The organism is Bacillus sp. SIMBA_031, assembly GCF_046535225.1.
Lineage (GTDB): Bacteria > Bacillota > Bacilli > Bacillales > Bacillaceae > Bacillus > Bacillus velezensis.
The window spans coordinates 687,044-699,481 of the sequence record NZ_JAWRXC010000001.1; the positions used below are offsets into that span (position 1 = coordinate 687,044).

A 12,438-nucleotide genomic window follows, 5' to 3' on the forward strand; every position below is an offset into this window, starting at 1 on the left:
GAGGCAGGGGAGTGGACGAGAAGAATGAAGTTTCATGAAATGGGACAAACCGATTTGCTGAAAGCAACAAATACGTCCATTAAACAGGGGTTGACCGAAAAAGAGGTGAAAAAACGCCTTGAAAAGCACGGACCGAACGAGCTTCAGGAGGGCAAGAGGACACCGGCGATCGCCGTGTTTTTCGCCCAATTTAAAGATTTTATGGTGCTCGTGCTGCTGGCAGCAACCTTAATATCCGGGTTTTTAGGCGAATATGTAGATGCCGTAGCGATTATGGCGATTGTGTTTGTCAATGGGGTTCTCGGTTTTTTTCAAGAGCGGCGTGCGGAAAAGTCTTTACATGCATTAAAAGAGCTGTCAACGCCGTATGTGTCAGCGTTGCGGGACGGGAGCTGGAAGAAAATTCAGTCCAAGGAGCTCGTTCCCGGCGATATTATGAAATTTTCAAGCGGCGACCGGATTGGTGCGGATGTGCGGATCGTTGAAGCGAAAAGCCTTGAAATTGAGGAATCGGCGCTGACCGGGGAATCAATTCCGGTGGTTAAACAAGCTGATAAACTGAGAAAGCCGGATGTTTCGTTAGGCGACATCAGCAATATGGCGTTTATGGGTACGATCGTAACGCGCGGCAGCGGTGTCGGCGTCGTCGTCGGTACAGGAATGAATACGGCAATGGGGAAAATCGCCGATATGCTGGAATCCGCCGGCAGCCTTTCAACACCGCTGCAGCGAAGACTTGAAGAGCTCGGCAAAATTTTAATTATCGTCGCGCTCCTTTTAACGGTATTGGTCGTTGCAGTCGGCGTCTTACAGGGACATGAGCTTTACAGCATGTTTTTGGCCGGGGTGTCATTGGCCGTCGCCGCGATTCCGGAAGGGCTTCCCGCCATTGTTACGGTGGCATTATCAATCGGCGTCCAGCGCATGATCAAACAAAAATCAATTGTCAGAAAGCTCCCGGCGGTTGAAACATTGGGCTGCGCCTCTGTCATTTGTTCTGATAAAACCGGCACGCTGACACAAAACAAAATGACCGTCACCCATATGTGGTCAGGGGGAAAAACATTTAAAGTGTCAGGCATCGGCTATGAGCCGGAGGGCGTTTTCACCCGAGATGAGCGGGAAATCAAGCCGAAAGATGAAAAGATTCTTGAACAGATGCTGGTTTTCGGCGCGTTGTGCAACACATCCGAAATCGCACTGAAAGACGGCCATTATGTACTCGACGGCGATCCGACAGAAGGAGCGCTGCTGACGGCTGCAAGAAAGGGCGGCTATTCAAACGATTGGCTCAGCGCGCAATACCGCGTGGTTGCCGAGTTTCCGTTTGACTCCGTCCGCAAAATGATGACCGTCATTGTAGAGGATAAGGAAAAAAAGCAGTTCGTCATCACTAAAGGAGCGCCCGATGTGCTGATTGACCGCTCGTCACATCTGATGTACGACGCAAGAAGCGCGCCATTTTCAGGAGAAAAGAAAGCAGAAACGGAAGCGGTTCTGAAAGAGCTGGCGTCGCAAGCTTTGCGTACGATCGCGATTGCTTATAAACCGCTTAAGCCCGGAGAAAAGCCGACAATGGAGCAGGCGGAAAAAAATCTGACGATGCTCGGCTTGTCAGGCATAATTGATCCGCCCCGTCCGGAGGTCAGACAGGCGATTAAAGAATGCCGTGAAGCCGGCATTAAAACGGTTATGATCACAGGGGATCACGTTGAAACGGCAAAGGCCATTGCGAAAGATTTGCGTCTTCTTCCGAAAAAGGGGCGTGTGATGGACGGCAAGACGCTGAATGAGCTTACGGAGAAAGAACTTATCGAAACGGTCGATGATGTCTACGTCTTCGCACGCGTGTCGCCTGAACATAAATTGAAAATCGTCAAAGCGTTCCAGGAAAACGGACACGTCGTCGCCATGACGGGAGACGGGGTTAATGACGCGCCGGCCATAAAGCAGGCAGATATCGGTGTTGCCATGGGCGTGACGGGAACGGATGTGGCAAAGGAAGCCTCTTCTCTCATTCTGGTAGATGATAACTTTGCTACGATTAAATCAGCCATAAAAGAGGGACGGAATATCTATGAAAATATAAGAAAATTCGTCCGGTATTTGCTCGCCTCCAACGTCGGTGAAATTTTAGTGATGCTGTTTGCGATGCTTCTCGCTCTGCCGCTGCCGCTCGTTCCGATTCAGATATTGTGGGTGAACTTAGTCACTGACGGGCTGCCGGCGATGGCCCTCGGTATGGATCAGCCGGAAGGAGATCTGATGAGGCGGAAGCCGCGGCATCCGAAAGAAGGAGTGTTTGCGAGAAAACTCGGCTGGAAAGTCGTATCAAGAGGGTTTTTAATCGGAGCTGCAACCATTTTAGCGTTTATCATCGTCTATCACCGCAATCCTGAAAATCTGCCCTACGCACAGACCGTTGCATTCGCGACTCTTGTCCTGGCTCAGCTTATACACGTGTTTGACTGCCGGAGCGAAACGTCTGTTTTCTCCCGGAATCCGTTTGAAAATATCTATCTGCTCGGCGCCATCATTTCTTCTATCTTCCTGATGGTGATCGTCATCTATTATCCGCCGCTGCAGCCGATTTTCAAAACAGTGCCGATTACGCCGGGCGATTGGATGCTGATTATCGGTATGTCGGGCATACCTACTTTTTTGCTGGCGGGTTCACTTTTGACAAGAAAAAAATAATTCCATATGATATAATCTTAGGGGTAATAGCATGTCTATTGCCCTTTTATTTTGATAACGGGAAAGAATTGGGTGTTTCATATGATACGGAGTATGACAGGCTTCGGCAACGCAAGCAGCACAAAAGGCGATCTCTCGGCAACCGTTGAATTGAAATCCGTCAATTACCGGTTCAAAGAAGTGAACGCCCGCCTGCCACGGCCTTTGCTATATGTAGAGGATAAGCTGAAACAAACGATATTGCAGCATATACAGCGCGGAAGAGTAGAGCTGTTTCTCACTGTAAACAGTGACGCGCTCATAAAAAGAAGCCTGAACATCGATTGGGAGCTCCTTGATGAATATGTGAGCGCCGCACGCGTCATGAAAGAGCGCTACAGCCTGGCCGCAGAACCCGATGCAATGGATTTCTTTAAATTTGAACATATTGCGCAGATACACGAAGAACAGATGCGTGATGACAAGCTTGAAGAAGTCATCAGGGAAGCCGCTGAGCTGGCTGTAAAGGAACTTTGTGACATGAGGGAAAAAGAAGGACGGCTTTTGGCGGCAGACTGCTTTCTGCACATTGAGCGGCTTGAGACGCTGTCCGAACAGGTGAAAGAGCGCGCTTCGGCCGTTGTTATTCAATACCGCGAGCGTCTTTACGCCCGAATGAAGGAATGGACGGAGGACGCGCTCGACGAAAGCAGGCTGATCACGGAATGCGCCATTTTCGCCGACCGTTCTGATATCACGGAAGAAATTACCAGATTGAAGAGCCATTTTGTTCAATTCCGTGATATATTAAAAGAAGGCGGGGCAGTCGGCCGCAAACTTGATTTCCTTGTTCAGGAGCTTAACCGGGAAGCGAACACGATCGGCTCAAAAGCCAATGATCATCAAATCACAAAGCTTGTCGTTGAAATGAAAAGTTCTATTGAAAAATTGAAGGAACAAGTGCAAAATATAGAATAGCGACTGTGCGTATTGTTTACAGACGGTCTCTTCAGGTTACACTAGAGACGTCTATTTTACAGGGGGAACGTAGAAGATGACGATTAAACTGATTAATATCGGATTTGGCAATATCATCTCCGCCAATCGGATGATTTCGATTGTCAGCCCGGAGTCTGCGCCAATAAAGCGAATGATCCAGGATGCAAGAGACCGCGGAATGCTAATAGACGCTACATACGGACGAAGAACCCGTGCAGTTGTCGTCATGGATAGTGATCACATTATCTTATCTGCCGTCCAGCCTGAGACAGTTGCACACAGACTTTCTGTGAAAGAAGAAATTATGGATGAAGGGCAGGGGTAATTGCCGCATGAAAGAAAGAGGGTTATTAATCGTTCTCTCAGGTCCCTCCGGAGTTGGAAAAGGAACGGTTCGGCAAGCAATATTTTCACAACAGGACACGAAATTTGAATACTCAATTTCAGTCACGACGAGAAACCCGAGAGAGGGCGAGGTCGACGGCGTCGATTATTTCTTTAAATCTAGAGATGAATTCGAACGCATGATTGAAAACAACAAACTGCTTGAGTGGGCGGAATATGTCGGCAACTATTACGGAACGCCCGTTGATTATGTCGAACAGACGCTTCAAGAAGGAAAAGACGTCTTCTTAGAGATTGAAGTGCAGGGCGCGCTCCAAGTGCGGAATGCATTTCCGGAAGGCCTGTTTATCTTCTTAGCGCCGCCGAGTCTTTCTGAGCTGAAAAACAGAATCGTAACAAGAGGGACTGAAACCGACGATTTAATCGAAAACAGAATGAATGCCGCAAAAGCTGAAATCGAAATGATGGACGCGTATGATTATGTCGTTGAAAACGACGATATCCAAACGGCTTGTGATAAGATTAACGCAATCGTTCTCGCCGAGCACTTAAAACGTGAACGCGTCGCTCCGAGATATAAGAAAATGCTGGAGGTAGAATAACTTATGTTAGATCCGTCAATTGACTCTTTAATGAATAAATTAGATTCTAAATATACGCTGGTGACCGTGTCTGCAAGACGCGCGCGTGAAATGCAGATCAAAAAAGACCAGCAGATTGAACATACCATTTCTCACAAATATGTAGGCAAAGCTTTAGAAGAAATTGACGCGGGCCTGCTTTCGTTTGAAAGAGAAGACAGCGAATAACAAGCACACGTAGCAACCTATCTCTACATAGGTTGTTATTTTTTTCCGTTTGGGATTTGTCCAATGCTTTCATAAAGGGGAGAAGACTTCATGAAAAACCGAAACATTTTGCTATGCGTAAGCGGAGGAATTGCCGTTTATAAAGCTTCCGCACTCACGAGCAAGCTGGTTCAGGCCGGCGCAAACGTCAAAGTAATTATGACTGAGTCTGCGCGTGAGTTTGTTTCTCCGCTGACATTTCAGGCGCTGAGCCGGAATGAAGTGTATACAGATACATTTAATGAACAAAATCCGAAGGTGATTTCTCATATTGATGCCGCTGACTGGGCGGATTTAATTATTGTCGCGCCCGCTACGGCAAATATCATCGGCAAGCTTGCCAACGGAATTGCTGACGATATGCTCACAACGACGGTGCTGGCGGCTGAGGCCCCGGTCTGGGTGGCGCCTGCGATGAATGTCCATATGTATGATCATCCGGCGGTGAAACGGAACATCTCTGTGCTTTATCAGGACGGGGTCCGCTTTATCGAACCGAGTGAAGGCTATTTGGCATGCGGATATGTCGGCAAAGGAAGGCTGGAGGAGCCGGAGCTTATTGTTGAGCGTGTCAGAGAGCATTTTAAGGAGCCTGAAGACGATGCGCCGCTGAAAGGAAAACATATTGTCATTACGTCCGGTCCGACGCGCGAAGCCGTGGACCCTGTCCGCTTCTTCACAAATAAATCCACCGGCAAAATGGGCTACGCCGCTGCTGAAGCCGCCGTCCGTCTCGGGGCGCGGGTGACGCTGATTTCCGGCCCGGTGTCAATAGAGCCGCCAGTCGGGCTGTATCAGTTTCTTCCTGTGCAATCGGCAGCCGATATGAGAGAAGCCGTGCTTTCTGTGTTTGATTCATGCGACATGGTGATTAAGACGGCGGCCGTGGCCGATTTTACGCCGGCGGCTGTTTCTGATCACAAAATGAAGAAGAAAGACGGTTCGCTCGTGATCGAATTCAACCGTACGGCAGACATACTGAAAGAACTCGGCGAACGGAAAACACACCAGCTGCTGGTCGGATTTGCGGCTGAAACGCAAGACGTCGAACGCTATGCGCGCAGAAAACTCGAACAGAAAAACCTTGATATGATCGTTGCGAATGATGTGAAAGCAGAAGGGGCCGGATTTGGCACGGATACGAATGTCGTCACCTTCTATTTCCGGGACGGAAGAAAACGGGAGCTTGCGCTTATGTCTAAACTTGACGTTTCCTTTGAAATGCTGAAGGAAATGACCGCTTTGAAAACCGAGGACCGAAAACCCGTATGAATGTAGCAGAAGTCATTGTCGATGTAAGCTCCAAAAACATTGACAGACCCTTTGATTACAAAATTCCCGATCATTTAAAAGGGATGATCGAAGTCGGCATGCGGGTGATTGTCCCGTTTGGCCCGCGCAAGCTTCAAGGATTTGTGACCGGTTTGAAAGATTCGTCTGAATTAAACGGCGGCTCAATGAAGGAAGTCGAGAAGCTTCTTGATTTGACGCCCGTTCTGACTGAGGAACTGATGCAGCTGTCTTCATGGCTTTCTGACAAAACGCTGTCGTTTAAAATCACGGCGCTTCAGGCAATGCTGCCCGCCGCACTGAAGGCGAAGTACGAGAAAGAGCTGAAAGTCGTTGACGAAGAAGCGCTGACACCGGACATCAAACAGCTTTTCAGGAATCAAAAAAGTCTTCTGTACTCGGATATTACCGATGAAAGCATTCTTTCGTCACTTCAAAAATTCGTGCGCAAAGGAAGCATTGATGTCACATATAAAGTCGCCCAAAAAACGAATAAAAAAATGATCCGCATGATCGAAGCGGGGGCAGACAAAGAAGAACTCGCCCGGCACGCAGATTCATTGACAAAGCAGGCTTCTAAACAGCTCGCCGTGCTTACTTATTTTATCGGCGGGGGAGCAAAGATTTCCGCGGCCGAACTTTGCAAAAAGACCGATTCCAGTTCAGCGACGCTGAAAACGCTTCTTAAAAAGGGGCTTCTTACGGAAAGCTTTGAGGAGGTTTACCGCGATCCTTATCAGGACAGAATGTTCAAAAAAACAGAGCCGCTCTCTCTTACAGAAGAGCAGCGGGCCGCTTTTGAGCCGATTAAACAAGCTGTAGCCGACCATGTCCATCACGTCTTTCTGCTTCACGGCGTCACGGGAAGCGGCAAGACGGAAATTTACCTGCAATCCATTGAAAAAGTGCTGGCAAAAGGACAAGAAGCCATCGTGCTCGTTCCGGAAATCTCGTTGACACCGCAAATGGTCAACCGTTTTAAAGGCCGCTTCGGCTCACAGGTTGCGGTTATGCATAGCGGATTATCCACAGGTGAAAAATACGATGAATGGCGGAAGATTCAGCGCAAGGAAGTCCGGCTTGTCGTCGGAGCCAGATCGGCCATCTTTGCCCCGTTTGAAAATCTCGGCATGATCATTATTGATGAAGAGCACGAATCTTCCTATAAGCAGGAGGAAATGCCGCGGTATCATGCAAAGGACGTAGCCATCCGCCGGGCCGAGCATCACAGCTGTCCAGTCGTCCTCGGGAGCGCCACGCCGACATTGGAATCATTTGCGCGGGCGAAAAAAGGCGTTTATGAGCTGCTTCCGTTAAAACATCGCGTAAATCGCCAGCTCATGCCTGACGTTTCTCTTGTTGATATGAGAGAAGAACTGAGAAACGGCAACAGATCAATGTTTTCAAGAGAGCTGATGGAACAGCTGGAAGAGAAGCTTGCAAAAAAAGAGCAGGCCGTCCTTTTTCTGAATAAACGGGGGTATTCCTCGTTTGTGATGTGCCGGGACTGCGGTTATGTGCCGCAATGTCCGCATTGCGACATTTCAATGACTTATCACCGCTACGGACAAAGGCTGAAATGCCATTACTGCGGCCATGAGGAACCTGTACCGGGAACATGCCCGGAATGCGGCAGCGAACATATCCGCTTTTTCGGCACGGGAACGCAGCGTGTGGAGGAGGAGCTTACCAAAGTGCTGCCTCAGGCGCGCGTGATCAGGATGGATGTGGACACCACTTCAAGAAAAGGCGCCCATGAAAAACTGTTGTCAGCGTTCGGTGAAGGGAAGGCGGATATCCTGCTCGGTACGCAAATGATCGCAAAAGGGCTTGATTTTCCGAACGTGACGCTCGTCGGAGTATTAAGCGCAGATACGACGCTTCACATCCCTGATTTCAGGGCCGCGGAGAAGACATTCCAGCTGCTGACGCAGGTAAGCGGACGGGCCGGGCGGCATGAAAAGCCGGGAACGGTGGTCATTCAAACGTATACACCGTCTCATTACAGCATTCAGCTGACGAAAACGCACGACTATGAAACTTTTTTTCAGCAGGAAATGGCGCACAGACGGGCCCAGTCATACCCGCCTTATTATTACGTGGCGCTGGTGACTGTTTCTCATGAAGAAGCGCCAAAAGCCGCGGTCACCGCAGAAAAGATTACAAACTATTTAAGAGCGGGATGCGGGCCTGATACGAAAATTCTCGGGCCGGCGGCTTCCCCGATCGCCAGGATCAAAGATAGATATCGCTATCAATGCGTGATAAAATACAGACAGGAAAACGAGTTGCAGATTCAGTTGAAAAAGATACTGGAGCACTATAAACGCGACATTGCGCAAAAGCATGTAATGATTTCAATCGATATGAATCCGTACATGCTGATGTAACATTAGTTTTTGGAGGGCAAAATTTTGGCTGTGAAAAAAATCGTCACACACCCGGCGGAGGTCCTGGAAACACCTGCCGATGAAGTGACAGTGTTTGATAAAAAATTAAAAAAACTGCTTGACGATATGTACGATACGATGCTTGAAATGGATGGCGTCGGCCTCGCCGCGCCGCAAATCGGCATTTTAAAAAGAGCGGCCGTCGTGGACATCGGTGAAGAAAGCGGCCGGATCGACCTTGTAAATCCGGTTATTCTTGAAAAGAGCGGTGAACAGACCGGAGTCGAGGGCTGCTTAAGCTTTCCCGGGGTTTACGGCGATGTCACCCGCCCGGATTACGTAAAGGTAAAAGCCCACGACCGTAAAGGAAAACCGTTTATTTTAGAAGCGGAGGGTTTTTTGGCCAGAGCCGTTCAGCATGAAATGGATCATTTAGACGGCATTTTATTCACATCAAAAATTACGGCTTACTACACTGAAGAAGAACTGGCAGAAATGGAAGGATGATTGGATGACAAGGATCGTTTTTATGGGAACGCCCGACTTTTCAGTTCCCGTCCTGCGCACGCTTATTGAAGACGGGTATGAAGTAGTTGGCGTCGTTACGCAGCCTGACCGCCCGAAAGGCAGAAAAAAAATCATGACGCCCCCTCCTGTAAAGGCTGAAGCTGAACGTTACGGCATTCCCGTGCTTCAGCCCGAAAAAGTAAGGCTCGAAGAAGAAATAGAAAAAGTGCTCAGCCTGAAGCCGGACCTGATTGTTACGGCGGCATTCGGACAGATCCTGCCCAAGCAGCTGCTGGACGGCCCGAAATACGGCTGTATCAACGTACACGCGTCACTATTGCCTGAATTAAGAGGCGGAGCGCCGATACATTATTCGATTCTCCAAGGAAAGAAGAAAACGGGCGTAACGATCATGTATATGGTTGAAAAACTTGATGCGGGCGATATGATTTCTAAAATCGAAGTGGAAATTGATGAAACGGATAACGTCGGCACGCTACACGACAAATTAAGCATAGCGGGGGCAAAGCTTTTGTCAGAGACCGTTCCGAACGTCATTTCCGGAAATATAAAACCGATCAAACAGGACGAATCAAAAGCGACTTACGCGCCTAACATTAAGCGTGAGCAGGAGCGGATTGATTGGGCAAAGCCCGGAGAAGAGATTTACAACCAGATCAGAGGTTTAAACCCTTGGCCTGTCGCCTATACAACTTTGAACGGTCAAAATATTAAAGTATGGGCTTCTGAAAAAGTTGCGGCAAAAACTGAAGCTACGCCCGGAACAGTCATCCGCACGGAGCACAACGGCATTGTCGTCGCAGCAGGAAACAGCACCGCCCTTTTAATCACAGAGCTGCAGCCGGCGGGAAAAAAACGGATGAAGGGCGAAGATTTTGTAAGGGGCAAAAATGTGCAGCCCGGTGACGTGTTAGGAGAAGCAAATGAAGAAAATTAATGTCCGGGAGCTCGCTCTTGAAGCGCTTGAGAAGCTTGAGCAAAATCAGGCATACAGCAACCTGCTTCTTACATCGGTTATCAAAACGAACACGCTCAGCGATCAGGACAGAGGACTCCTGACAGAGCTTGTCTACGGAACGCTGCAAAATAAAATCGCCTTAGACTATATGCTGAAGCCTTTTATCCGCAAGCCGAATAAGGTGAAGCCGTGGGTGATTCAGCTGCTTCGTCTGTCCGCGTATCAAATGGAGTATTTAGAAAAAATACCGGATCGCGCCGCCATTCATGAAGCGGTTGAGATCGCCAAAAAACGCGGGCATAAGGGCATTGCGTCCTTTGTCAACGGCATCCTCCGCTCCCTGCAGCGTGAAGGGGCGCCGTCATTCGCTGAAATTGAAGACCCGGTTCTCCGTCTTTCCACAGAGACAAGCCATCCCGAATGGCTCGTAAAAGAGTGGGTCGAGGCGTACGGCTTTGAGGCAGCTGAAAAGATCTGCCGGATTCATCTCATTCCGCCGAAGCAGACGCTCCGTGTCAATCACATAAAGAGCGACAGGGAAACGGTGCTGAATGAGATGGAGAAAGCCGGTCTGGAAGCGGAAGCCGGAGACCTTTCTCCTGATGCGATTAAGCTTTTAAAAGGAAGCATCGCGAACACGGCATTTTTCCAAAACGGCCGGGTATCCATACAGGATGAAAGCTCAATGCTTGTCGCGCGGGCGCTGGACCCGAAGCCGGGCGAAACCGTTTTAGACGCATGCGCCGCACCGGGCGGAAAGTCGGCTCACATTGCGGAACTGATGGAGAACGAGGGGAGCCTCACATCGCTTGATCTTCACCGCCATAAAGTGAAGCTGATTAAAGAGGGCGCAGAACGGCTCGGACTTACGATCATCGACGCACAAACGATGGATGCGCGAAAAGCGGGAGAGGCCTTTGGCGCAGAACGGTTTGACCGTATTCTCGTTGATGCCCCTTGCTCAGGTTTTGGCGTCATCAGAAGAAAACCCGATATGAAATATACGAAGACGCCGGAGGACAGCAGGCGGCTGTCAGAAATCCAGCTCGGCATTTTAAGGGAAATCGCCCCATTAGTAAAAAAAGGTGGCACACTCGTATACAGTACGTGTACAATGGACCGGACAGAAAATGAAGAAGTTATGCATGCGTTTATACAAGAACACCCTGAGTTTGAACCCGATTTGTCTCTTGAAAAGCGGCTGCCTGAAAAGGCGAGACCCTTTGTTCAGGATGGAAGCCTTCAAATTCTTCCGCATTATTTCGGAACAGACGGTTTCTTTATTAGCAGCATGAGAAAGAAGGGATAAAAAATGACACAATTAAAAAAGACAAGCGTACGGAAAGAGCTGCGGACTGAGCAGCCGTCCATTTACTCTTTTGAATTAGATGAAATCAAACAATGGCTGACCGAGAATGGCGAAAAGCCGTTCCGCGCAGCACAGATTTTTGAATGGCTCTATGAAAAGCGGGTTTCTTCATTTGATGAAATGACAAACCTCTCAAAAAGCCTGCGTGAAAAACTCGAGAGCAATTTTGTGCTGACAACGCTGAAAACGGCTGTAAAACAGACATCTCAAGACGGCACGATGAAATTTTTATTTGAGCTTCATGACGGTTATACGATCGAAACGGTTTTAATGAGACACGAGTATGGTAATTCTGTATGTGTAACGACACAGGTCGGCTGCCGGATCGGCTGCACATTTTGCGCGTCAACGCTCGGCGGACTGAAACGGAATCTTGAAGCGGGAGAAATCGTCGCTCAAGTCGTGAAAGTGCAAAAGGCGCTTGATGAAACGGATGAACGCGTCAGCTCAGTCGTCATCATGGGAATCGGAGAGCCGTTTGATAATTTCAATGAAATGCTCGCTTTCTTAAAAATCATTAACCACGATAAAGGGCTGAACATCGGAGCGCGTCATATCACAGTTTCCACCAGCGGAATCATTCCGAAGATTTACGATTTCGCGGATCAAAAAATGCAGATCAATTTCGCGATTTCTCTGCATGCTCCGAATACAGAAATCAGAAGCCGTCTGATGCCGATTAACAAAGCCTATAAGCTTCCTGACCTTATGGAGGCCGTCAAATATTACATCGAGAAAACAGGCAGACGGATCAGCTTTGAATACGGGCTGTTCGGCGGCGTAAATGACCAGGTCGAACATGCAGAAGAGCTTGCAGAACTGTTAAAAGACGTGAAATGCCATGTCAATTTAATTCCGGTAAACTATGTGCCTGAACGGGATTACGTCCGCACACCGAGAGATCAGATTTTCGCATTTGAAAAAACGTTAAAATCCCGCGGTGTAAATGTCACGATCAGAAGAGAGCAAGGCCATGACATTGACGCGGCCTGCGGTCAGCTTCGCGCGAAGGAGCGTCAAGACGAGACGAGGTGA

Annotated in this window: 11 protein-coding genes; all 11 read left to right on the forward strand. The window is 48.7% G+C overall.

Annotation, left to right across the window (positions count from 1 at the left end):
* The first annotated feature begins 24 nt into the window (after positions 1–24).
* The 11 genes from SB724_RS03420 (at position 25) to rlmN (ending at position 12,438) form a co-directional block, all read left to right on the forward strand.
* Positions 25–2,697, forward strand: a complete 2,673-nt coding sequence (locus SB724_RS03420; RefSeq protein WP_410570095.1) for a calcium-translocating P-type ATPase, SERCA-type — start codon at positions 25–27, stop codon at positions 2,695–2,697.
* 81 nt (positions 2,698–2,778) lie between these two features.
* The gene (locus tag SB724_RS03425) at positions 2,779–3,654 is read left to right on the forward strand and encodes a YicC/YloC family endoribonuclease (RefSeq protein ID WP_410570097.1); all 876 of its coding nucleotides are present in this window, start codon (positions 2,779–2,781) and stop codon (positions 3,652–3,654) included.
* 76 nt (positions 3,655–3,730) lie between these two features.
* A complete protein-coding gene (gene remA / locus SB724_RS03430) occupies positions 3,731–4,000 on the forward strand; it encodes an extracellular matrix/biofilm regulator RemA (protein ID WP_003154355.1) in 270 nt (89 codons plus the stop codon).
* A gap of 7 nt (positions 4,001–4,007) precedes the next feature.
* Complete coding sequence (gmk, locus tag SB724_RS03435) at positions 4,008–4,622, forward strand: guanylate kinase (RefSeq protein WP_003154347.1); 615 nt, start codon at positions 4,008–4,010, stop codon at positions 4,620–4,622.
* A gap of 3 nt (positions 4,623–4,625) precedes the next feature.
* Entirely contained in the window at positions 4,626–4,829 is a 204-nt protein-coding gene (gene rpoZ, locus SB724_RS03440; RefSeq protein ID WP_003154346.1) for a DNA-directed RNA polymerase subunit omega, read from the forward strand.
* A gap of 90 nt (positions 4,830–4,919) precedes the next feature.
* Positions 4,920–6,140 (forward strand): bifunctional phosphopantothenoylcysteine decarboxylase/phosphopantothenate--cysteine ligase CoaBC, encoded by a 1,221-nt coding sequence (gene coaBC / locus SB724_RS03445; RefSeq protein ID WP_410570099.1) that lies wholly within the window; start codon positions 4,920–4,922, stop codon positions 6,138–6,140.
* Complete coding sequence (gene priA, locus SB724_RS03450; protein WP_007611341.1) at positions 6,137–8,548, forward strand: primosomal protein N'; 2,412 nt, start codon at positions 6,137–6,139, stop codon at positions 8,546–8,548. The genes coaBC and priA overlap by 4 nt, the downstream gene beginning before the upstream one ends.
* A 24-nt stretch (positions 8,549–8,572) precedes the next feature.
* On the forward strand, positions 8,573–9,055 hold the full coding sequence (gene def, locus SB724_RS03455; RefSeq protein WP_029325903.1) for a peptide deformylase: 483 nt from the start codon (positions 8,573–8,575) through the stop codon (positions 9,053–9,055).
* Positions 9,056–9,059: 4 nt separating this feature from the next.
* On the forward strand, positions 9,060–10,013 hold the full coding sequence (gene fmt, locus SB724_RS03460) for a methionyl-tRNA formyltransferase (protein WP_410570103.1): 954 nt from the start codon (positions 9,060–9,062) through the stop codon (positions 10,011–10,013).
* Positions 10,000–11,343, forward strand: coding sequence for a 16S rRNA (cytosine(967)-C(5))-methyltransferase RsmB (gene rsmB, locus SB724_RS03465; protein WP_349551649.1), 1,344 nt, complete (start codon positions 10,000–10,002; stop codon positions 11,341–11,343). Before fmt ends, rsmB begins: the two co-directional genes overlap by 14 nt.
* 3 nt (positions 11,344–11,346) lie before the next feature.
* Positions 11,347–12,438 carry a dual-specificity RNA methyltransferase RlmN gene (rlmN, locus tag SB724_RS03470; protein WP_003154339.1) on the forward strand — a complete coding sequence of 364 codons (1,092 nt, stop codon included), beginning with the start codon at positions 11,347–11,349 and terminating at the stop codon, positions 12,436–12,438.

Coding starts and splice junctions, on each gene's coding strand:
- priA (WP_007611341.1), top strand. CDS start 6,137: ATGAATGTAGCAGAAGTCATTGTCGATGTAAGCTCCAAAAACATTGAC.
- SB724_RS03425 (WP_410570097.1), top strand. CDS start 2,779: ATGATACGGAGTATGACAGGCTTCGGCAACGCAAGCAGCACAAAAGGC.
- remA (WP_003154355.1), top strand. CDS start 3,731: ATGACGATTAAACTGATTAATATCGGATTTGGCAATATCATCTCCGCC.
- gmk (WP_003154347.1), top strand. CDS start 4,008: ATGAAAGAAAGAGGGTTATTAATCGTTCTCTCAGGTCCCTCCGGAGTT.
- rlmN (WP_003154339.1), top strand. CDS start 11,347: ATGACACAATTAAAAAAGACAAGCGTACGGAAAGAGCTGCGGACTGAG.
- SB724_RS03420 (WP_410570095.1), top strand. CDS start 25: ATGAAGTTTCATGAAATGGGACAAACCGATTTGCTGAAAGCAACAAAT.
- rsmB (WP_349551649.1), top strand. CDS start 10,000: ATGAAGAAAATTAATGTCCGGGAGCTCGCTCTTGAAGCGCTTGAGAAG.
- coaBC (WP_410570099.1), top strand. CDS start 4,920: ATGAAAAACCGAAACATTTTGCTATGCGTAAGCGGAGGAATTGCCGTT.
- rpoZ (WP_003154346.1), top strand. CDS start 4,626: ATGTTAGATCCGTCAATTGACTCTTTAATGAATAAATTAGATTCTAAA.
- fmt (WP_410570103.1), top strand. CDS start 9,060: ATGACAAGGATCGTTTTTATGGGAACGCCCGACTTTTCAGTTCCCGTC.